The 21,870-nt window shown below is 70.9% G+C and carries 17 protein-coding genes; 6 read left to right on the top strand and 11 right to left on the bottom strand.

Going from position 1 to position 21,870, the window contains the following annotated elements; genetic code table 11:
• Positions 1–153: 153 nt before the first annotated feature.
• Positions 154–2,274 carry a carbon starvation CstA family protein gene (locus tag ACZ6JY_RS12385; protein ID WP_469194991.1) on the top strand — a complete coding sequence of 707 codons (2,121 nt, stop codon included), beginning with the start codon at positions 154–156 and terminating at the stop codon, positions 2,272–2,274.
• Positions 2,275–2,300: 26 nt separating this feature from the next.
• Here the strand turns inward: ACZ6JY_RS12385 and ACZ6JY_RS12380 are convergent, their stop codons facing one another.
• On the bottom strand, positions 2,301–4,694 hold the full coding sequence (locus ACZ6JY_RS12380) for a tetratricopeptide repeat protein (RefSeq protein ID WP_469194989.1): 2,394 nt from the start codon (positions 4,692–4,694) through the stop codon (positions 2,301–2,303).
• 81 nt (positions 4,695–4,775) lie between these two features.
• Positions 4,776–5,894, bottom strand: coding sequence for a serine hydrolase domain-containing protein (locus ACZ6JY_RS12375; RefSeq protein ID WP_469194988.1), 1,119 nt, complete (start codon positions 5,892–5,894; stop codon positions 4,776–4,778).
• A gap of 172 nt (positions 5,895–6,066) precedes the next feature.
• Between ACZ6JY_RS12375 and ACZ6JY_RS12370 the strand changes: the two genes are divergently transcribed.
• Together ACZ6JY_RS12370 and ACZ6JY_RS12365 are read left to right on the top strand one after the other, a co-directional pair.
• The gene (locus ACZ6JY_RS12370) at positions 6,067–6,729 is read left to right on the top strand and encodes a TetR/AcrR family transcriptional regulator (protein ID WP_469194986.1); all 663 of its coding nucleotides are present in this window, start codon (positions 6,067–6,069) and stop codon (positions 6,727–6,729) included.
• A gap of 277 nt (positions 6,730–7,006) precedes the next feature.
• Positions 7,007–9,244 carry an MMPL family transporter gene (locus ACZ6JY_RS12365; RefSeq protein ID WP_469194984.1) on the top strand — a complete coding sequence of 746 codons (2,238 nt, stop codon included), beginning with the start codon at positions 7,007–7,009 and terminating at the stop codon, positions 9,242–9,244.
• A 269-nt stretch (positions 9,245–9,513) separates the two neighbouring features.
• Here ACZ6JY_RS12365 and ACZ6JY_RS12360 read toward each other — a convergent pair whose 3' ends face one another.
• The 5 genes from ACZ6JY_RS12360 to ACZ6JY_RS12340 all read right to left on the bottom strand — a co-directional run bounded on the left by ACZ6JY_RS12360 (position 9,514) and on the right by ACZ6JY_RS12340 (position 13,597).
• A complete protein-coding gene (locus ACZ6JY_RS12360; RefSeq protein ID WP_469194982.1) occupies positions 9,514–10,356 on the bottom strand; it encodes a DUF1775 domain-containing protein in 843 nt (280 codons plus the stop codon).
• Positions 10,357–10,445: 89 nt separating this feature from the next.
• Positions 10,446–11,156, bottom strand: coding sequence for an anti-sigma factor (locus tag ACZ6JY_RS12355; RefSeq protein WP_469194980.1), 711 nt, complete (start codon positions 11,154–11,156; stop codon positions 10,446–10,448).
• Complete coding sequence (locus ACZ6JY_RS12350) at positions 11,153–11,767, bottom strand: sigma-70 family RNA polymerase sigma factor (RefSeq protein ID WP_469194978.1); 615 nt, start codon at positions 11,765–11,767, stop codon at positions 11,153–11,155. Before ACZ6JY_RS12350 ends, ACZ6JY_RS12355 begins: the two co-directional genes overlap by 4 nt.
• Before the next feature lie 137 nt (positions 11,768–11,904).
• Positions 11,905–12,648, bottom strand: coding sequence for a TetR/AcrR family transcriptional regulator (locus tag ACZ6JY_RS12345; RefSeq protein WP_469194976.1), 744 nt, complete (start codon positions 12,646–12,648; stop codon positions 11,905–11,907).
• Between the two features lie 118 nt (positions 12,649–12,766).
• The gene (locus tag ACZ6JY_RS12340; protein ID WP_469195058.1) at positions 12,767–13,597 is read right to left on the bottom strand and encodes an SCO6745 family protein; all 831 of its coding nucleotides are present in this window, start codon (positions 13,595–13,597) and stop codon (positions 12,767–12,769) included.
• A gap of 302 nt (positions 13,598–13,899) precedes the next feature.
• On the opposite strand from ACZ6JY_RS12340, the gene ACZ6JY_RS12335 reads away from it, so the two are divergent.
• Positions 13,900–14,607: a GntR family transcriptional regulator gene (locus ACZ6JY_RS12335; RefSeq protein WP_469194974.1), complete on the top strand. Its 708-nt coding sequence runs from the start codon at positions 13,900–13,902 to the stop codon at positions 14,605–14,607.
• Between the two features lie 6 nt (positions 14,608–14,613).
• Here the strand turns inward: ACZ6JY_RS12335 and ACZ6JY_RS12330 are convergent, their stop codons facing one another.
• The 4 genes from ACZ6JY_RS12330 to ACZ6JY_RS12315 form a co-directional block, all read right to left on the bottom strand.
• A complete protein-coding gene (locus ACZ6JY_RS12330) occupies positions 14,614–15,801 on the bottom strand; it encodes a serine hydrolase domain-containing protein (RefSeq protein WP_469194972.1) in 1,188 nt (395 codons plus the stop codon).
• Positions 15,802–16,117: 316 nt separating this feature from the next.
• Positions 16,118–18,688: an FtsX-like permease family protein gene (locus tag ACZ6JY_RS12325; protein WP_469194970.1), complete on the bottom strand. Its 2,571-nt coding sequence runs from the start codon at positions 18,686–18,688 to the stop codon at positions 16,118–16,120.
• A 2-nt stretch (positions 18,689–18,690) separates the two neighbouring features.
• Complete coding sequence (locus ACZ6JY_RS12320) at positions 18,691–19,503, bottom strand: ABC transporter ATP-binding protein (protein WP_469194968.1); 813 nt, start codon at positions 19,501–19,503, stop codon at positions 18,691–18,693.
• An 11-nt stretch (positions 19,504–19,514) separates the two neighbouring features.
• Positions 19,515–19,754: a hypothetical protein gene (locus tag ACZ6JY_RS12315; protein WP_469194966.1), complete on the bottom strand. Its 240-nt coding sequence runs from the start codon at positions 19,752–19,754 to the stop codon at positions 19,515–19,517.
• 235 nt (positions 19,755–19,989) lie between these two features.
• On the opposite strand from ACZ6JY_RS12315, the gene ACZ6JY_RS12310 reads away from it, so the two are divergent.
• Both ACZ6JY_RS12310 and ACZ6JY_RS12305 read left to right on the top strand, forming a co-directional pair.
• A complete protein-coding gene (locus ACZ6JY_RS12310) occupies positions 19,990–21,219 on the top strand; it encodes a sensor histidine kinase (protein ID WP_469194964.1) in 1,230 nt (409 codons plus the stop codon).
• A complete protein-coding gene (locus ACZ6JY_RS12305) occupies positions 21,207–21,866 on the top strand; it encodes a response regulator transcription factor (RefSeq protein WP_469194962.1) in 660 nt (219 codons plus the stop codon). The genes ACZ6JY_RS12310 and ACZ6JY_RS12305 overlap by 13 nt, the downstream gene beginning before the upstream one ends.
• Positions 21,867–21,870: the final 4 nt, after the last annotated feature.

Raw genomic sequence — 21,870 nt, 5'->3', positions numbered from 1 at the left:
CCACCGCCTGGTCGACGGAGCCGACGCCGCCCGCTACCTGACCGCCGTCAAGGCGATCCTGGAAGCCGGCGAGTTCGAGGTCGAACTCGGCCTGTAACCCGGCCGCGGAACGCAGTACCACTCCCAACGCCCAACCAGGAAAGGCGCAACACCGTGCGGAGTTCCCGCCAGGCACGGATCCTGCTCTGGATCCTCATAGCAGCGGTCGGCGCGACCGGCTGGTCCGTCCTCGCCCTCTCCCGGGGCGAGCGGGTCTCCGCGATCTGGGTGGTCGCGGCGGCGGTCGGCTCGTATCTGATCGCGCAGCGCTTCTACGCCCGTTTCATCGCGCGCCGCGTGCTCGGCGTCGACGACCGCCGCGCGACCCCCGCCGAACGGCTCGACGACGGCGCGGACTTCCACCCCACCGACCGGCGCGTGCTGTTCGGCCATCACTTCGCCGCCATCGCGGGCGCCGGGCCACTGGTCGGTCCGGTGCTCGCGGCCCAGATGGGGTACCTGCCGGGCACCATCTGGATCATCGTCGGAGTGATCTTCGCCGGTGCCGTACAGGACATGGTCACCCTGTTCTTCTCCATGCGGCGCGACGGCAAGAGCCTTGGCCAGATGGCCCGGGAGGAGATCGGCCTGGTCGGTGGCGTCGCCGCACTGATCGCGGTGTTCGCCATCATGATCATCATCTTGGCGGTGCTCGCCCTGATCGTGGTCAACTCCCTCGCCCACTCGGCCTGGGGCACCTTCTCCATCGCGATGACCATCCCCATCGCGCTCTTCATGGGTTTCTACCTGCGTCGTCTGCGGCCCGGCAGGGTGAGCGAGATCAGCGTCATCGGCGTGGTGCTGCTGCTGGCCTCGATCGCCGGTGGCCGCTGGGTCGCCGAGTCGTCCTTCGGTGACGCCTTCGTCCTGTCGCCGAAGACACTGGCGCTGACCTTGATGGCGTACGGGTTCATCGCCTCGGTCCTGCCGGTCTGGATGCTGCTCGCGCCGCGCGACTATCTGTCGACCTTCATGAAGGTCGGTGTGATCGTGCTTCTCGCGATCGGTGTCCTCGTCACCCTGCCGGACATGGCGGCGGCGCCCCTGACCGACTTCGCGCGCGACGGTGACGGGCCGGTCTTCGCGGGCAGCCTCTTCCCGTTCGCCTTCATCACCATCGCGTGCGGCGCCCTGTCCGGCTTCCACGCGCTGATCTCCTCGGGCACCACTCCGAAGATGATCGAGAAGGAGTCGCAGGTCGCCGCGATCGGATACGGCGGGATGCTGATGGAGTCATTCGTGGCCATCATGGCGCTGATCGCCGCGTGTGTGATCGACCCCGGGCTCTACTACGCCATGAACGCCCCCGCCGGGCTCCTCGGCGACAGCCTCCAGTCCGCGTCGGCGGCCGTCGGCTCGCTCGGATTCACCATCAGCCCGGACGAACTGGCGGCCGCCGCGAAGGCGGTCGGCGAGGAATCCGTGGTCTCACGCACCGGTGGCGCTCCCACCCTCGCCATGGGTGTCGCGCTGATTCTGTCCGACACCTTCGGCAGCAGCGGGATGATGGCGTTCTGGTACCACTTCGCGATCATGTTTGAGGCGCTGTTCATCCTCACCGCGGTGGATGCCGCGACCCGGGTGGGCCGTTTCATGCTCCAGGACATGCTGGGCAATGTGATCCCGCGCTTCGGCGACAAGGCGTGGCGGCCGGGACTCTGGATCACCTCGGCCCTGGTGGTCCTGGCCTGGGGCTACTTCCTGTGGGTGGGTGTCACCGACCCACTCGGCGGGATCAACCAGCTCTATCCCCTCTTCGGCACGGCCAACCAGCTGCTCGCAGCCATCGCCCTCGCCGTGGCGACCGCGCTGCTCATCAAGTCGGGCCGCCTGAAGTGGTCCTGGGTGACCGGCGCCCCGCTCGCCTGGTGCCTGGCGGTGACCATGACCGCGAGCTGGCAGAAGGTGTTCTCCGGCGACCCGGCGGTGGGCTTCTTCGCCCAACGCTCCCGGTACGCGGATGCCCTGGCCGAAGGGCGACTGCTGGCGCCGGCCAAGAGCGCCGCCGACATGGCGGCCGTCGTGCGGAACTCCACGGTGACGGGTGTGCTGTCCGTCGTCTTCGCCGTGCTGACCATAGTGGTCGTGGCGGCGTGCGCCCACGTCTCCGTCAAGGCGATCCGCAACGGCGGCCGGCTCCCTCTGAGCGAGAGCCCGCACGTGGAGTCCACGCTCGGCAAGCCCACTGCCGGAGACCCTCCCCGCCGGGTGACCGACAAGGAGCCGGTCGGCTGACGCCGCACGGCTGCGCCCGGCCCGCATCAGGGCGTCGCGCCGAGGATGCGTTCGCGTTGTGCGGCGGCCCAGCCGTAGGACGGGTCCAGAGCGAGGGCGCGGTCGAGATCGGCCAGGGCGTCCGCCCGCCTGCCCAGTGCCTCGTTCGCCATCGCGCGGCTGCCCAGTGCCCAGGCGTAGCCGGGGTCGAGCACAAGGGCGCGGTCGTACTCGTCGATCGCCTCTTCGTGGCGTCCCTCCTGTCGTAGCAGCTCACCGCGTTCCCCGACGATCCACGGGTTCTTCGGGGACACGGCGTGAGCATTGTCCAGGTCGGTCCAGGCGCCGGTGGTGTCGCCTGTCGTACGCCGTACCTGAGCGCGGCGCACCAAGGACCAGATGTGGTCGGGTTTGATGTCGATCGCGAGATCGAGGTCGGCGAGCGCTGCCGCGGAGCGCCCCTGGGTGTGCGCCGTCCACGCACGGCTGGCCAGCGCGTAGACATGGCCGGGATCGATGGCGAGCACCTGGTCGAAGTCCGCGATGGCCTTCTCGGCGTTTCCCGCCAGCCGGTTGGTCTCGCCCCGGTGCCAGTAGGGACGCACACCGTACACACGCCGTTCGACGGCGCGGTCGTGGTCATCGAGCGCCTGCTCATACCGGCCGAGTGCGCGGTGGACCATCGCCCGGCCCGTGTACGGGCGAGCACGGTGCGGGGCCAGTGTGATCGACCGGGTGAAGTCCTCGAAGGCTTCCTCGTGCATCCCCGTGTCGAGACGTCCCTCGCCACGGACCACGAAGGCGTCGGCACGGGCCTCGTCGTCGAGTTCCGCGCGGGCCAGGAGCATTCCCAGCAGCCTCTCGACACCTCGATGCTCGTCCCCCAGGAGGGTCAGGCAGTCGGTTCCCCAGTCGCGCAGCGTGTCGTCCGCCGCGGCTTCACCGGCTTCGCCGATCACCTGGGCCCAGCGTCGCGCCGACTCCGCTCCCATGCCGCACGCCGCGGGGCCGTCCCGCAGGGCTTGCGCGAAGGCCGGCCGCGGTCGCGCGCACAGCAGGTGGTAGGTCTCCTCCAGGCGCTCGTCCCACCAGGCCTCCTTCTCCACCTGCTCCCAGCGCCCCAGCCCCGCCCCTGCGAGCTCGCGCCGCTTCGCGAAGGACTCCGCCAACCGACTGTGGGCCGCGCGCCAGCGGTCGGGCGACATGGAGCGCTGGAGACGCAGCATGGGGTCGCGCACCACGTCGTGGTAATGGGCGAGTCCCGCGCTCTCGGCGACGAAGGGCAGGCCGCGCAGCCAGCCGTAGAGAGCCGTCGCGTCAGGACCGGACACATCAGTGACAGCGCACTGGAAGATGTCCTCGTTCAACCTCCGCGGCAATGCTCCGTCGAGTGCGGCGGCGCGGCGGACCGGATCCTGCTCCCACTTCAGGAAGCGCTCGACGGCGGTGGCACTGGGGTCGTCCACACCTCCCGGGCGAGCGGCGTTCTCGGCGAGGGTCGACAGGAGCACGGGGAGCCGTCCCGACAGCGTGAGCACGTCCCGGACCACCTTCTCGTCCCGCACTCCCTTGGCGGCGAGGAGCTGTCGTGCCTCGGATTCGCTGAAGGGGGTGAGCGGGATCTCGGTGACCAGGTCGGCGCAGTCCGCCCAGCGGTTGGGGTCGAGTCGCCCCTGTCCGGACAGGACGATCAGGGTGTTGGCGGGCAGCGAGCCATGGCGTCCGCTGATGATGAGGTCGCGCAGCCAGGCGTCGAGAAACGAACTGGTCCGCTCGTAGGTGTCGAAGAAGAGCGCGATCCAGGGAACATGCCCTGCGACACGGTCCAGTTCGGAGACGAGGGTCGGGGTGAGTACCTGGAGCGGGTCGGAGAGGAGCTGCGCGTCTTCCTGCCTGCCGGCTCGGGCACCGAGGGACGTCCGTACGTGGTCCGCGCCGCGAGCGAGCTGGGCGGGGTCGACGGCCCCGGCGAGCGCGCCGACCCCCGGCACCATGCCGAGGCCGATCAATCCGGCCTGCGCGGCAGCGAGTGATCCTGCCGCCGGGCTCTGCGCGGGCTGCGCGAGGGAAGCGGCCGACGCCTCTTCCCGGCGGCGCCGATAGGTCACGAGAGCCCGTTCGAGAGCCTTGAGCGGGTGTCCCAGCCGCGCGAACTGGACGCTCACCGCTTCGAGCACCTCCGGCACGCTGTTCACTGCCTCGTCGACAGTGGCGGTGAGTGCTTGGCGCTCGCGTGCGGTGCGCACGAGTTCGCGTACCAGCGTGGTCTTGCCGACGCCGGCGTCACCGTGGACATGGAAGACGAAACGGTGTTCCAGGTCTTCCGGCCGCGTATCGAAGTTCTCGCGGAACAGGGCGAGTTCATCGCGGCGCCCCACGAACCCCGCCTGTCGGCGCTTGTTGATGAGCTCCTGCATCGACGGACGCGCGTTCCCAGCCATGCCCGCCAGTCTGGCAGCAGGGCAGCGGCTCCGGCTGGTGATCGCCGAGGTCGGCTCCTCGGTTACCCGCTCGGCCTCCGGTCAGCCGTACATCGCCACGCGGTACAGGCTCGCGAGCGCGTCGTCGATGGGGTGTGGCTGCGGCTTGCCGGAGGAGTCGAACTCGTTCCACCTCTGGAGGTTCACCGCGACGGACATCTGCCGCTCGCCGTCCTCGCGGATCAGGGCCAGCACTCCACCGCCCCAGACCGTACCGCCATGGCCCCAGAAGGTGTCCTGTCCGGGGGCCTCCGTCGGGTACAGGCCGAGGCCGTAGTCGATCATCTTTCCCTCCTGGGAGACGATCGGGGCGGTGCGTCGCATCTGCGCCAGCGACGACGGGCCGACGATCTCCCCGGCAAGCAGCATGCCGAAGAAGCGGTTGAGGTCCGTGACGGTCGATATCAGCGAGGCCGACGGTCCCGCGTACGACATGTCGAAGACGCTGTAGTCGCGCGGTGGGTCGATCATGCCGAACCATGACTCGTAGAGCCGCGAGTGCGGGCCTTCGACGTATGGTCCGGCGGGGAAACCGGTGTCCCGGAGCCCGGCGGGCTCGATGACGTTCCGGGTGATGCACTGCTCGGCCGTGGTGCCGCTCACCTCTTCCAGGAGTTGGGCGAGGAGCAGGTAGTTGGTGTTGGAGTACACCCCCGGATCGCCGCCCGGGACGCCGACGGCAGGTGCGGTGACCCCCATCTCGATCAGCTCGACGGGGTCGAACCGCGTGTGCCGGTGGTCGTCCAGGCTCTCGGGCCTGGTGTCCGCGACGACGGGGAGCCCCTTGAGCGAGGGATAGGCGTACGGGAGGTACTCGGCGAGGCCGCTGGTGTGGTTGATCAGCATCCGGACGGTGATCGCTTCACCGCGTTCTCCCGGAACCAGCTCGGGAAGGTACCGGCCGACCGGTGTGTCGAGACCGATCCGACCGTTCTCGACCTGCTGGAGGACCGCCGCGGCGGTGAAGGTCTTGGTGATGCTGCCGACGCGGTGCCGCATGTCGACGGTGACGGGGCGGCCGGTGGCGACATCGGCGACCCCGGCGGCGCCGCGCCAGACCTGGTCGCCGTCTCGCACCTCGGCGAACAGGCCCGGCATCCCGGCGCGGCGGACGTTCTCGATGGCCGCGTCCAGTGCCGCGAAATCCAGAGGGTTCTTCACGTCATGCGTCCTTTCGTGTTCCCCGGGGGTGGGCTCCGCATCGGTCGCCTGACCCGGGCAACAGGGCACGAGTGGCGTGCCGGCCCGCCCGGCACGCTCATGTCCTCATTATGCACGCGGTGCGTGCAACACCAAGTGCACAGGTAAGGTGAGATCCGGTGAGAGGAGCACGATGGCAGGCAGAAGGCGTTGGTCGACCGAAGAGATCCTGGATGCGGCGGCGGAGCTGCTGCGCACCAGCGACGCGGATTCGTTCAGCGTGCGCAAGCTGGCCGCGGCCCTCGGCACCGATTCCTCCAGCCTCTACCGGCACTTCCGCAACAAGACCGAACTGCTGCGCTCGGTCGCCGACCGGATTCTGCTGGCTTCCATGGACGGCTACCGCGCCGAGGGTGACTGGAAGCAGCGCATCACCGCCCTGGCCCTGCGCGTGCGCGAGGCGTTCGGACAGCAGCCCCAACTCGCCGCGGTCTGGGGGCGGTACGCGTCAGGCGGCGCCGGTTCCCGGCTTGTCCTGGAAGAGGTGCTTCAGGCCCTGCGCATGTCGGGGCTGCCCGACGAGGAGATCCCGGCGCGCTACCACCGGCTCGCGGTCCTCATCGCCGCGCTGATCACCTCCGAGGCCGGATTCAGCTCCATCACCCCCGAAGAGTACGAACAGGGCATGGAGCAGTTCCGCGTCGCGGTGCTCGGCGCCGACCCCGAACGCTTCCCCGCCCTGGCCCACTTCGCCCGCGACGTCCGCCCCCTCGGGGTGGATCGCCGCGCCGCGTTCGAAGAGATCATCGCGGCCCAGCTCGCCGACATCGAGGCCTCGGTCCGCCCGAGCCGGTAAGCCTGCCCCGGACCCCGCCCGGCCTGCCCCGCGCCCCTTCAGCCCCGCGCCCGTTCACGCACCCGTGCGCGGAAAACTTAACAGTGTCAAGAAAACATAGCCCTGCCAAAGAACGCCCCATCTGCCTAACGTCGTACTCGGCGACGAAGAGCGCGACACCGCGTTTCCGCCCCGATGTGGGGCGATGAGCCTCGACAGGCGCCGGTTTCCCAACCCCCCAGCCGTTTCACGTTGCTTCGCGCCGTTTTCATCGTAGGGACGCAGAAGGAGATCGTTCATGTTTGAACGCTTGGCCGAACTGGTGATCCGCCGGGCCCGGTTGGTGCTCGTCGTCGCCGTCGTGGCCATGGCCCTCTTGGGCGCGCTGGGCGCCGGGGCGTTCGGCAAGTTGCTCGGGGGCGGTTACGAGGATCCGTCCTCCGAGTCCACCAGGGCCGCGCAGGTCATCGACGAGAAGTTCGGCGGGGAGACGAATCTGGTCCTGTTGGTCCGCGCCTCCGACGGCCGTATCGACACCCCGGCCGTCGAGCGCGACGGCCAGGCCCTGGTCACCGCGCTCAAGAAGGAGAAGGCCCTCGCGAACGTCGTCTCGTACTGGGACACGGACAGCCCCGGCCTGCGCTCCGAGGACGGCCGCGAAGCCATGGTGCTCGCCCATGTGACAGGCGACGAGACCGAGGAGAAGGAGAACACCCAGAAGATCCTCGACGCCTACACCGGAACGTACAAGGGCTCCCTCACGGTCGAGGCCGGAGGCCGCGCCGCGGTCGGCAGTGACCTGTCGAGTCAGGTGGTGAAGGATCTCGTCCTGGCCGAGGCCATCGCCGTTCCGCTGACCCTCGTGCTGCTGCTGTTCGTCTTCGGCAGCGTGGTCGCGGCCCTTCTGCCGCTGGCCATCGCCCTCCTGGCCATCACCGGCTCGTTCGCCCAGCTCTCCGTCCTCGGCGGCATCACCGACGTCTCCAACTCCGCGACCAACCTCACCACGGCTCTGGGTCTCGGCCTTGGCATCGACTACGCCCTGCTGATGATCAGCCGCTTCAGGGAGCAACTCGCTTCAGGGGCAAGCGTGGACGACGCCGTCCGGCGCACGGTGAGCACGGCGGGCCGCACCGTCGCGTTCTCCGCCGCGACGGTGGCCGCCGCGCTCGGAGCACTGCTGGTCTTCCCGCAGTACTTCCTGCGCTCGTTCGGGTACGCCGGTGTGGGCGTCGTCGCCATGGCGGCCCTCAGCACCTTGTTCGTGATGCCGGCGCTGCTCGTCGTCCTGGGGCACCGCGTCAACAGCGGGCGGATGCCGTGGGCGAAGCGGGACCGCTCCGGCACCCGGTCCTCCGTGTGGGGGCGCCTCGCCCGCACCGTCATGCGGCGCCCCATGGTCACCGCGCTGCCCGTACTCGGGGTGCTGCTGCTGGCGGCGAGCCCACTCCTGGGCATCTCCTTCGGCACGCCGGACGAACGCGTGCTGCCCGAGGACGCCACGAGCCGCCAGGTCGCCACCTCGCTGCGGGAGGACTTCGGCGGCAGCGAGGACGCCGCCCTGCGTGTCGTCATCAGCGGGTCGGTGGGCAAGGCTCCGCTGGAGACGTACGCGCTCGAACTGTCCCGGCTCGAGAACGTCGTCCGTGTCGAGGCCGGCACCGGCACCTACACCAAGGGGCGGTCCACGAAGCCCGGCCCTGGCAACGCCGCACTGGAGCGGCCGGGCGCGCAACGGCTCAATGTGGTGAGCGCGGCGGATCCGAAGTCGGACGAGGCCCAGAGCCTGGTCGAGGACGTGAGGGCGGCCACCCCGCCCTCCGGATCACAGCCCCTGGTGGGCGGAACGGACGCGGAGCTGGTCGACTCCAAGGATTCCATCGCGGGCCGGCTCCCGGTCGCCGTGGCCCTGATCGCGCTGACCACGTTCCTCCTGCTCTTCCTGTTCACCGGCAGTGTCATGCAGCCGTTGCGTGCGCTGGCCCTCAACGTGATCAGCCTGGGGGCGACCCTCGGTGTCATGACCTGGATCTTCCAGGACGGCAACCTCTCCTCCCCGCTGGGCTTCACGGCCCAGCCGATGGAGGTCTCGATGACCGTGCTGATGTTCTGCATCGCCTTCGGTCTTTCGATGGACTACGAAGTGTTCGTCACCAGCCGGATCAAGGAACTCCACGACCAGGGCGAGGACACCGAGTCCGCCGTGGCCAACGGCCTCGGGCACACCGGACGCATCGTCAGCGCGGCGGCCTGCCTGCTCGCGGTGAGCTTCTTCGCCTTCGGCACCGCCGAGATCAGCTTCATGCAGATGTTCGGCCTGGGCAGCGGGCTCGCCATCCTCATCGACGCCATCGCCGTACGCGGCGTACTCGTTCCCGCCGCGATGCGGCTGCTCGGCCGCTCGGCCTGGTACGCACCCGGATTCCTGCGGAAGTTCCACTCCCGGTTCGGTCTCAGCGAGGGCGGCCCACAGCCCGTGCCCGCGCCGGCCGCGGAGACCCGACCGCCCTACGCGACGAACTCGACGGGCGTCTGACAGCGCGGCTCTCACCCGCTGCTCCGGGACAGGCTCCACGCGCCGAAGCTCCGCCCGGACCGCCCCCCCAGCGGTCCGGGCACATGCGGTGCCTGCCGTCACGAAGCCGACGCTCCCCCGCTCCTGCGCCGCTGTGTCGCCCAGACGGCAGCCCCCGCGCCGATCGAGGCGATTCCCACCCCGATCGCCGGCGGCAGACCGATGGACGAGCCCTCGTCCTCATCGGCGGCCGTGCCGGCGGGTTTCGCCGCGACGGATGGCGGGGCGGACTACGGGGCGGCGGCTTCCCCGGTGACCGGCTTCGGGGTGTCGGCAGCCTTACCCGGTGCCGGGCCGGCCTCGGGGTTGATGACGAGGACCGGGGCGGGGCGGTCCGGTTCCTTGTCGCCGGTCTGCTTCTGGTTCCATACGGCGACCGTGCCGTTGGAGTAGGTCTGCTCCGTGTCGAAGGCCAGGGAGTACCGGTCCGGTACGGGCCCGACCTTCACCTTGAAGGTCCGGCTGGCGGCCGGCTTGATCTCGTGCCCCGCTTCCGCCGTCCAGACCACTTGGGAGCCCTTCCCGGCGGAGCCGGTGACGGTCTTCTCCGTCCACCCGTCGAGCGCGGGCACCGAGGTGACCGAGAGCTCACCGCTCGTCCGGCGGTAGACCCAGGTCTCGTCCAGCCCGCCCATGGTCAGGTACACGAACTTCCCTTCGCGGATGTCGGCGAACTGCGGGTGGTTGGTGTCGGGCCCGGTGTCGAGGACCGTGACGACCTCGCGGCGGTCCAGGTCCACCACGGAAACCCTGGCCTCGCTCTTGTGGGAGACCCACAGTTGCCTGCCGTCGGGGCTCATCAGCACCTTCGACGGGAACTGCTTGCCGTCGGCGGTGAAGCTGCCCTCGTGGGCGGCCCGGCCCACGTCGGTGGTGTTGAGGACCTTGTTGGTCCTCGTGTCGATCATGTGGACGGTGTTGCTCGTCACGCTCACCACGGCCAGGCGCCGCTGGTCCGGCGAGATCGCCAGGCCGTGCACCCCGGCGTCGCCGCCGTACTGCGGGCTGAAGACGCGGCCAACCCGCTGGTCGGCCTGCGCCACGGAGGTGGCGGCAAGTGCTCCGCCACCCACGCGTGCCTGGTGTGCCGGTGTTTTCGGGCATGCCGGGCCGCCCGAGCGCCCATACGGACTCGGGCGGCGGGAAGCCGGTGTTTCGGCTGTCAGCCGGAAGTGGACGGCGCCACGGGTACGCGGGTCACGACCCGTCCGTGCTCGTCCTCGACGATCAGAGCGGTGATGGTGTCCTTGCGCATGGCGGTGACCATGTGGGTGGTGACCCGCTCGTCGGTCGCGGCCCGCACAGTGCCGCTGGGAATACGTGTGCCCTTGGCGTTGACGGTCATCATGCGGTAGACCTTCCCCGCCTCAAGCCCCGACAGGGCGACAGGAACCTCCGTGCCGCCGGGCCGTTCGACCATCTTTCCTTCGCGGACGAGCTCGACGGCCGAGGCGGGCGATGCCTGGTTCCGGCCCTGATCCTGGTCCAACGAGAGCGGGACGACCACCGCGGCCGCCGTGACGAAGGCAGCGGCGACACCCAGGGCGATCCGCCGACGATGCCGGAGCTTCGGCCGGGGCTGATGCCGGGACTGGGCCTGGGGCCGGTCGGTTGCTGTTCCGGCCACTTCCCGGCGGATTCGCTCGCCGAGGTCCCTCGAAGGCCGTACACGCGTTTCGGGAGTCCGCGCGTCGATCCAGCCGACGAGAGGGTCCGCCCTCCGCAGTGTCCGCACCACGTCATCGGTCTCGGAGACCTCACGGGCGCAGTCCGGGCACTCTTCGAGATGCCGGGACACCTCCTCCGGCAGCGGCGTTCCGCGAAGCAGGCACTCGGTCAGCAGCGGGCGGAATCGGAAGCATTCCTGGTTCATGACGCGAGCCACCCGTTCTCCTCGAGGATGAGCCGCAGTGAACGCACCCCGTAGTACAGGCGGCTGCGCATGGTGGACGCCGGGACACCCAGCTTCTCACCCAGTTCGGCGCAGGTACGACCGCCGAAGTACACCTCCACCACCGCCTCCCTGTGCTGCGGACTCAAACGCTCCAGTGCCTCCCCGAGCTGAATGCGCTCAAGAAGCTGATCGACCAGGTCGAACGTCGAGGACGGCTCTGTCACGGCGTCCCACGACGACTGGCCCGGCCCTTCCCGGACCTTGCGCCGCCGCATGGCGTCCACCACCCCGTTCCGGGCGATGGCGAACAGCCAGGTCCGCAGGCTGCCCTGCTCCGGATCGAAGCCGCGGGGCGAGCGCCAGGCACGGACGAACGTCTCCTGCACCACGTCCTCCGCGAGCTGCCGGTCGTCGAGCGCCTTGAAGGCGAACCCGAAGAGTTCACCGCCGTAGAGGTCGTAGGCAGCCTGCACCTCACGCTCGGTCCGCATTCCCGCGGGCTCCTGGGCTTTCGCCTCGGACCGCCCGCGGAACCACCGCAGCCGACCACCGCTCACCGCCACGGCTGCCCGCATTCGAATCCACGCCACGCTGTCATGGTGCTTTCCATTCCCGGAGACGCCGTGTTCATCAGGGGATACGCAGGCCCTGCCGCGGGTGTTGAACGACCGGGAAAGAAATGACCGGGAAAGATTTGTCGCCCCCCGCACGGACATGGGCTGCCGGTTCAGACCGGCGCCTCGTCGGCCGGTATCCGGCCGTGGATGTCCCGCAGCATGACCTGCATGGCGATGCGGAACACCTCGGCCTGGTGGGCGCCGATGAACGTGGTGTGTCCGAACACCTCCAGGACGACGAGACCGTGCATGTGCCCCCACGCGCTCAGGAAGAGGGCCGCCGCGGAAGGAGAAAGCCCTCCCAGCCCCAGGAGCGGCAGTTCCTCCAGGTGTGTGCGCAGGGCGGGCGAGAGCGCGGGTGTGTCGGCGGCGGCCAACTGCGCGGCGGTGAACCCGCCGAACAGTTCGTACCGGAAGATCGCGCTCATCCGGCGGACGGCCTGGGTGCTGGAGCCCTCGACGGGTGCTCTGTAGTACCGCAGCGGAGCTCCGTGGATGAGCTGGAACCGCTCCGGGTGGTCGACGGCCCATTGCCGGTAGCTCTCGGCCGCGACCACGAGTCCGGGCACGCCCGCGTCCTTCGGCGCGGTGTCGACGGCGTGGCGCACGGCGTCCGCCTGGTCCTCGTACGCCTTGGTGATGAGCGCGGTGACGAGATCGTCCCGGCTCGGGAAGTAGTGGTAGAGCGCCTGCACGGTCATACCGAGGCTCCGGGCGACCGCGCGCAGCGACAGGCCGGCCGGCCCGTTCTCGGCGATGTGCTCCTCGGCGGCGGTCAGGATCTCACCGACGGCGACGGCCCGACGCCGCTGACGCAGGGTCAGTGCGGCGCCGGTGGATTCGTCTCGGCTCATGAACGGGACCGTACGGCGGTTCTCTCACACCGGCAAGGTGTGTTGAGGCTGTTGAGGAGACCTGACACTGCCAGGTGTAACTGTTGACACGTACGTCGGCGTCGTGGCCGGCCCCCGGTCAGCGCGGTTGCGCCGACGTCCCTGCCGCGGTGAACGCGTCGTCGATCGGCGTGATGAGCGAGGCGAGGCGGCGGGCGCCCGCGTCGCCGATCGGCGCCCACAGCGCGGCGCAGTGCTCGTCGGTCTCGACCTCGATCCGTTCGCGCGCCGCACTGCCGGCCTCGGTCACGGTGCATTCGGCGTCGAGCCAGCCGCGCGCGGCGAGACGTGCCGTCGCCGCGGCCCACTCCTCGTCGTTCCACTGGCGGGTCGCGCGCATGAGGCCCGTCGGGAGGCGCCCCGTCGCGGTCTGCAGGACGGTGCAGTCGCACGGGCCGAGGCGGTTGTCGGCGAGTACGACGAGATGCGCGTCGCCGCGCCACTCGCGCAGCACCGTGATCTGCTGCCACAGCGCGACGAGCGGGTCGGACGGGAGCTCGACCGACGCGTTCGCGGCGGCCAGCGGCTTGCCCGCGTAGTCGGCGCCGGCGACGACCGGGTCGATCAGCGACCGGGCCTCCGCGAGCTGATCGGTCGTCAGTTGTACGCCGACGCGCCGCAGAACACGCTCGGCGACCACGAAGCGGGCGGCCTGCCACCGCTCGGGGGGCGCGGCGTCCCAGACGCCCGTCATGGACCGCACGGCACGCGGGCTGAAGTTGTAGAAGGCCGCGAGCGTGACCTGCCACGGGACCGCGCCCAGGGCGGCCGACCGGAACGCGAAGTACGCCGGTCCGCGGTCGGTCACGCCGAACTCGGCGGCTTCCTGGGCGGCCTCGGGGGCGAGGTAGACGATCCGGTGGGCCGCGTTGACGGCGAGGCTGACCTCGCGGACGGCGTTCAGGTCCATCGGCGGGCTGCTCGGGCGGCGGACGCTGTCGCAGGTGGTGGTGAGAGGCATCGCTGTTGTTCTCCTGGCGAGTTGAGGGGGGTCGTCGGGTGGGAGAGCTGTGGCGCGGGGAGAGGGAGGCGGGGTCGCCGACGGGTACTGAGAGCGGTCGCGTCGACGGGCGCCGAGGCCGGTTGCCTCGACAGGCCCCGAAGCCCGTCAAGGCCCCGGAGCCCATCGCCTCAACGGATGCCGAGGACGACCTTCCCAATCGACCATAGCAACAATAATCGATTATTACTCTCATCGTCTATGCTGACGTCATGACACAGACGGCCGCCGCCTCCGCTCCCCCGCCGGGGAAACAGATGCTCTCCGAGCAGGTCTACGCACGCCTGCGGGACGCGATCATGCGCGGGGACTACGCACCTGGCGCGGCGCTCAAGCCGCAGGACCTCGCCCGGGAACAGGGCGTGAGCCTGGCCGTCGTGCGCGAGGCGCTCGTACGGGTGGTCGGCGACGGCCTCGCCGACCGGCTGCCCAACCGCGGCTTCGCCGTCCCGGCCTTCTCCGACCGCCGCTGGCAGGAGATCGGCGAGGCCCGCCGGACCATCGAACCGGTCATCCTGCGTATGTCGGTCGAGCGCGGCGACATCGACTGGGAGGCCCGCGTACGAGCGGCTCACCACCGCCTGGCCCGAACCGCGGTGTTCACGCCGGAGGAGAGCAAGTACTACAGCGGAGCCTGGTCCGAGGCCCATCGGACCTTCCACCGCACGCTGCTGGAGGGCTGCGGCAACCCCGTCCTGCTGGAGACCTTCGACCGGCTGTGGACCGCGAGCGAGCTGGCCCGGCGCTGGTCGGCGCACCGCAACCCCGACCGGGACGGCATCGACGAACACCGCCGGTTGGAGGAGGCGGCGCTGGCCCGCGACGCCGACACGGCGGCCGAGGTACTGGCCCGGCACCTCACCCTGACCGCGGCCGGACTGACCGGCCCGACCGGCCCGACCTGCCACGGACCGGAGTAGAGACGCTCAGCCGCAGAGCGCGGTGTCGAGGGCTTCCTCGACGTGTTCCGCGGCGGGGAGCGTCGTAGGAAGCGCGGTGACCGCGATGGCGGCCGCCCTGCCGTCCGCCGTCACGGCATTGCGTGTGGTGAAGCCGGGGGCGTTGCCTCCGTGGGTCCAGGCGAAGCCGCCGCAGCTCAGCTTGAAGGTGGCGAGGCCGAGGCCGTAGCGGCCGTCGCCGACCGTGTCGAGGTCGGGGGCCTCGACGGTGGTCCGCATCTCCTTGAGCTGCGCGGGCTTGAGCAGCTTGCCGTCGAGGAGCGCGGCGAGGAAGCGGTTGAGGTCGCTGGGGGTGCCGATCAGCTGGCCGGCGGCCCAGCTCGCGGACGGGTCACTCTTGGTGACGTCGGTGTACCGCGTGTTCGGCCCGGCCGCGAAGTAACCGTGCGGGTGGCGGCCCTTGATCGTCTGGTCGCCGACGCCCGGCCAGTACGTGTCCCGCAGGCCGATGCGGTCGATGACCCGGTGGGTGATCTCCTCGCCGATCGGACGGCCGGTGACCTTCTGCACGAGGAGGCCGGCCAGTACGTAGTTGGTGTTGCTGTAACTCCAACCGGTTCCGGGGGCGAAGATGGCCTTCTTCGCCAGGGCCAGATCGAGCACCTCGCGCGGTTCGAAGTAGCGGTGCCGCTGCTTGGTGAGGTAGTCCCGCACGACCTCCTCGTCGTAGTCGGGCAGGCCGCTGGTGTGCTGGAGCAACTGCCGCACGGTGATGTCCCGGCCGTCGATCCCCTCGCCTCGGACCAGGCCCGGCAGGTATGTGTCGATCGGTGCCTCGAGGTCCACCTTGCCCTCACCGACCAGTTGGAGGACGACGGTCGCGGTGAACATCTTGGTGTTGCTGGCGATCCGCAGCCGTCCGTCGACCGGCACCTTGGACCCCGTCTTCAGGTTCCCCACGCCGGCGGTGAAGTTGCGGGTGTGCCCGTTCCGGTCGCTCAGCGAGGCCAGCGCGCCGGGGAAGCCGTCCTTGGCCACCAGTGCCTTCAGGCTTTTGCGCACGGCGGCGTCGGTACGGTCCTCCCGCGTGTCCTGACTCTTCTTCACGGAGGCGTCGGCACGGCCGCCCTCCAGCGCGTTCGCTCCGGGCACGGTCAGCGCGAGAGCGGCGGCGACACCGCTCAGTGCCAGCAGCGAGTTGCGACGGTTGGACATGGACATCCCCTTGCGAGTGGTGAAGGTGAAAGGTGGTGAAGGTGGTGGTGGGTGGCTGCACGTCCGGGTTTCAGCTGCTCCGGCTCCGGCAGCTTGTCTCCCCCGCAAGGCGGTGAGGACGCGGTTGATGTCGCTCGGGCGGGAGGTGAGCTACCCGGCGGTCCCGGCACAGGAGGCGGCCGTCGGGCCGTGGCCGCCAGGTCCGGGCCACGTCCGGCAGGTACTCGTCGGCCCTCGCGGCCGAGGTCGATCCGGCGCTCGCCGACCAGTTGGAGGGTGACGACCGCCGTGGGCGCCTGCTGTTCCCCCGGGGCCGTCACGGTGTGCGCAGGGCCTCGGCCGGTGGGGTGCGCAGGGCCTGCCTGGTGGGGAGTTCGATGGTCAGGAAGGCCGTCGCGGTGAGGACGAGAACGGTGACCGGCAGCAGCCATACGGGGCCCGCCGGCCATGGGCGGCCGAGGAATCCCTGTCCGAGCAGCGCCAGCGGCACGGCCGACAGCACCAGCCCCGCTCCGCACGCCGTCGCGGCGATCACGGCTGCCTCCCGGCGCATCATCGCGCGGACCTGTTCGGGCGTCGTACCCGCCAGGCGGAGCGCGGCGATCTCGGTGCGCCGCTGGACGGTGGACGCGACCAGTTTGTTGGCGATGCTGAGCAGCAGGTAGGCGAGCAGGACGACGATGACCGCCAGGTTGATCCACACCTCGGGCGGAGTGTCCTGCTCCGTGCCGGACGGGTCCGTGTCCGACAGGACAAGCCCTGGATGCTCGCCGGCCAGCGCGGTGAGCCGGTCTTCGGCGGCGGCACTGCCGTCGGTCCGTACGAGGACGCTCTGCGGCGCGGCCGCCGTGGTGTGTCCCGCCGCCAGGTCCTGGGAGAGGACCACCGGGCCGAAGCCGAGGCCCCGGTCGTAGACGGCGACGACCCGCGCCGTCACCGGCGTGCCGTCCCCGAGGATCAGCCGCACGCGTTGTCCGATCCCGGCATCACGTGAACCGGCGGCCTCGCTGCTCACGGCGACGGTGGCTCCCTTCAGGCGCGCCAGGTCGCCGTCCCGCACGCCGAGGTCGTACACGCCGGCCGCGCCGGGGGCGAGGATCATCGCGGACGCCGACTCGCTCGTCGTCTCGTCGAACTCCTTGTACTGCCACACCGCGGTGGTGGTGCTCACGGGTTCCGCGGCCCGTACGCCCGGCAGCCGCCGCACGGCCGGGAGGGTGTCCGCGGGCACTCCGCCGAGCTGTGGCGCGCTCAGTGTGTGCTGGGCGAGGGTGCCGACCCGTACGTCCTGCTGGGTCGCGGCGAGCACCGTGGTCTGGGTCAGTGTGTACGTCAGGACGAAGACGACCCCCATGGCCAGCGGGCTGATGACCCCGGCGAACCGGAGAGCGTAGGCACGGATACCGGCCACCGCCAGCCAGCTAGGCGCGGAGGCACCGGGCCGCATGCGCCGCAGCGCCGCCCCGCCCGCGCTCTTGACGAGCGCCGGTCCCGACAGGGCCAGACCGATCGCGGCCATGATGCCCGCGATGGACGTGGTCGTGGCGCCCAGCGCGGTCCGGACCAGCAGCGGGGTGACCGCCGCCACGGTCGCGGCCACGATCAGCAGCAAACCGATCAGCGTCCGGGTACGGGACGGGGTGCGGGGCTCGCTGCGTGACTCGGCGACCGCCTCGGTGGCAGGCAGCTTGGAGGTGCGCCAGGCGGCGGCGCGGGCCGACACCTGGACGGCGGCCAACATCAGCGCGAGAGTGGCGAGCGCGGGCAACGGGCTGTAGGTGAGGGGCAGTTCGGGCGGCAGGAACGCCCGGTCGACGAGTACCTGCGCGAACTGCCCGGCCAGCAGGTAGCCGAGGGCGATGCCGGGGACGGCGGACACGACCGCGACCAGGGTGGCCTGGAAGGCGGCGAGGCGGCGGATCTGCCGGGGCGTCGCACCGACCGCGCGCATCAGCGCCAGGTCCCGGCGCTGCCCGGCGATCGACACGCCGAGCGCGCCCGCCGTGACGAATCCGATGACCATCAGGAGGATCCCGGCGAGCGAACCCGCCAGCAGAATCAGCAGAGAGCGCGCCGCACTCACTCCGGGAGCCACGGCCGTACCGCGGTCGTCGCCGGTGAGCACCTTCAGCCCCTTGTCCGACACCTCGTCGCGCACCGCGGCCGCCACCGACTCCTCGGCGCCGGGGGCGGCCCGCAGACCGATCAGGTCGACGGTGCCGGCCCGGGGCCCGCCCGCACGGCCGCTGTCGGAGGTGCCCTCGCGGCCGGACAGCCGCCGCGCGGTGCCGTCCGCGAAGTAGACGCCCGCGCCGGGCGCGTCCACGACGGCGGACACCCGATAGGAGGGTGACTTCGGCGTGCCGGAGGCGGCGGGGAGCCTGTCGCCGGTGACGACCCGGATCCGGTCACCCACCCGTACCCCGGCCGAGGCGGGCACCGCGACCTCACCGGCACCGGACGGACGGTGACCCTCGATGCGCGGCTTCGGCAGCAGCGCGGTCGAGGTCCAGCCGTGGCCGGAGGCCTGCGGTTCCTCGACCGGCAGCACCCGGCCGCGGGCATCGACGAGCGCGGCGGGGAACCCGATGTCGCCGACCGCCGCGGTGACCCCCTTCACCTCGGCCAGCCGGCCGACGAGACCGGCCGGGACCGTGGCGCGTTCGGGGAGCGCGATCGGCAGGTCCCCACTCGGATGGAACTCCTGGTCGGCCGCGACGACCACATCCGCGCCACCGAGTCGGCCGGGCGGCATCTGGGACCGCAGGCCCGACTCGGCCAGTACGCCTGTCCCGGTGAGCAGTGCGGCGCCGCCGAGTACCGCGCAGGCCACGGCGAGCAGCGCGGTGAATCTGTGCGCGGCCATCCGCAGAGCAAGGTGCAGCATGGTCAGTGCTCCCCGAGTGTGATGAGGCGGTCGGCGAGCGAGGCGGCGGTCGGGGCCTCGATGGCCTCGACCACCCGGCCGTCCGCCATCACCACGGCGTGGTGGGCCCAGGCCGCGGCCGCCGGGTCGTGGGTGACCATCACCACGGTCTGACGGAACTCGTCGACGAGGCCCCTGAGCAGCCGCAGAACCTGCCGGGCGCTGTGCAGATCCAGCGCCCCGGTCGGCTCGTCGGCGAACACCACTGCGGGCTTGGCCGCCAACGCCCGTACGACAGCGGCGCGTTGCTGCTGGCCTCCGGACAGCTCGGCGGGCCGGCGGTCCAGGCAGTCGGCGATACCGACCCGTTCGACCAGGGCGTGCACCCACTCCCGGTCCGGGCTTCGGCCCGCGAGGCGCAGCGGCAGCGTGATGTTGTCCTCGGTGGTCAGCGACGGAATCAGGTTGTACGCCTGGAACACGAACCCGACGCGGTCGCGGCGCAGTTGGGTACGGCGCGTCTCGTCCAGTCCGGCGATCTCGTGGCCGTCGACGCGGACGCTGCCCGACGTGGGTGAGTCCAGTCCGGCCGCACAGTGCATCAAGGTGCTCTTGCCGGAGCCCGACGGGCCCATCACGGCGACGAACGTGCCCGGCAGCACCGTCAGCGACACGTCGTCCAGAGCTCGCACTCCGCCCTCGTACACCTTGCAGACCTTCGCCAGCGCGACGGCCGGTCCCACTACCGCGGTCGGTCCCACTGCGGCGGTCGGTCCCGTCTCGGCGGTCGGTCCCGTCTCGGCGGGTCGCGCACGTACGTCGGTACGACGGCTCAAACCCCAGGTGCTCATCGGCTGTTCCGCATCCGGAGCACGACCAGCAGGGTGGCGCACACCGCGGTGACCCCGGCGGCGACCAGGTGCACCCCGATCCCGGCTCCGGTGGACGAGGCCACCGTGTTGCCGAGCACGCCGACCACGAGGACCACCCAGAGAAGAGTGCGGGCCACGCCCAAACCGCTTGACCGGTCCGGCGTCTCCTTGCGGCCGTCGGCCGGGGTGAGACGGTAGGGATCCGGGTGCGTCATGTGAGCTCCTTCAACGGCGTGTTCGATGAGGTCGACGCTACGGATCAGCGGCCTTCCGGCCGATCCCATGGGCTGCCCGACCGGTGGTACAGCAGGCTGTACCGTCCGCCCGCCCTTCCCGCGCGAGGGCATAGGGTGACTCGCGTATCGGCACGCTCGGCGAAAGGCGGAATGAGTGCCCAGCCGGCGAAACCCAGGCTCCGGCCACCGGACCAAACCCCGTACGACGGAGTCCTTGAGGGATGCCGGCGTCGATGCCGCCCGTGCCGCCCGGGCCGCGTGGAGGCAGCTCGTGGGTGGGTTGGGCACGGCTCTGCCGGCCCTGGCGGTCACCGTCCTGCTCGTGCTGACGGCCGCTGCCTGTCTGGTGGGCGTCGGTCTACTCATCGCGCCGACCGCGCTGCGCGCCCTGCACGCGCTCGCCGGGCGGGAACGCGCCCGGCTCGGCCGCCACGGTCTCGACGTCGTGCCCCCGCAACCACCGCCCACACAACTGCGGTTGGCACTGGCCGATGCCACCACCCGCCGTGAGTTGTGCTGGTTGCCGGTGCACGCCACGTTCGGTCTTCTCCTGGGCCTGCTCGGCACGCTGCTGCCGTTCGCCGCCTTCCGCGACACCACCTTCCCCCTGCTGTGGCCGTTCGCCCCGGAGGGCGCCACCAGCACGTCACTCGGGATCGGGACCGCGGACTCCTGGGCGCAGGCCTGCGTGGTGTCCCTGCTCGGCCTGGGCTGGATCGCCATCATCCTCGGCCTGAGCCCCGCCCTGGCCCGGCTCCAGGCCCGCCCGGCCGTGGCTCTCCTCTCGGCCGGGCCGGACGCCGACCTCTCGTTGCGCGTCGCCGAGCTGACCGCGACACGGGCCGCCGCACTCGACGCCCACGCCGTAGAACTGCGCCGCATCGAGCGCTCCCTGCACGACGGCGCCCAGAACCGCCTCGTCACCGTCACCGTGCTGCTCGGTGCCGTACGCCGTATGGTGACCCGCGACCCGGCCGGCGCCGACGAACTGCTCGAACGTGCCCAGTCGGCCGCCGAGCAGGCGCTGGCCGAACTGCGCACCGTCGCCCGCGGCATCCTGCCGGCCGTGCTCGCCGATCGCGGGCTTGCCGGAGCGCTCTCCGGGCTGGCCGCGTACTGCGCGGTGCCCTGCCGGACCGACGTCGACCTGCCGGAACGTTGTGCGGCATCGGTCGAGGCCACCGCCTACTTCGTGGCTGCCGAGGCCCTCACCAACATCGCCAAGCACAGCGGCGCCACGCAGGCCTCCGTCACCGTCCGCAGCCGCGGCGGCCGGCTCCTGCTGCGCGTCGTGGACGACGGCCGGGGCGGCGCCGACGAGGACGGCGGCTCCGGCCTGAGCGGCATCCGCCGCCGCATCGCGGCCCACGACGGTGTGCTGCATCTGACCAGTCCGCACGGCGGACCGACCATACTTGAGGTGGATCTACCATGCGGATCGTGATGGCCGAGGACGACCCGTTGCTGCGCGAGGGCGTCGCCCTGCTGCTGCGCGCGGAGGGACTGGACGTGGTGGCCAAGGCGGGAACGGCTGACGAAGCGCTCGTCGCCATCGACACGCACCGTCCCGACGTCGCCATCCTCGACGTACGGATGCCGCCCACGCACACCGATGAAGGCATCCGTGCCGCCGTCGAGGCCCGGCGCCGCCATCCCGGTCTCGCCGTCCTCGTCCTGTCGGCGTACGTGGAGCAGAGCTTCGCCACCGACCTGCTGACCGGCGGTGTCGGCGGCATCGGCTACCTCCTCAAGGAGCGCGTCGGACGGGTCGAGCAGTTCCTCGGCGCGCTGCGACGGGTGGCGGACGGCGGCACCGCCATCGACCCGGAAGTCGTCGCCCAACTCTTCACGCGCTCACGCGAGGACACCCGGCTGGAACGCCTCAGCCCCCGCGAACGGGACGTTCTCGCCCTCATGGCGGAGGGCCTCGGCAACAACGCCATCGCCGCCCGGCTCGTCGTCACCGACGGCGCCGTCCACAAACACATCCGCAGCATCTTCGCCAAGCTGGACCTGGCACCGACCCAGCAGGTCGACCGACGGGTCGCCGCCGTCCTGCACTACCTGGAGGACACCCGCCGCCGTCCCTGACAAC

This window comes from Streptomyces sp. NPDC046335 (genome assembly GCF_055587985.1).
Note: the sequence above shows the minus strand (reverse complement) of the source record. Positions and strands in the feature narration are given on the sequence as shown.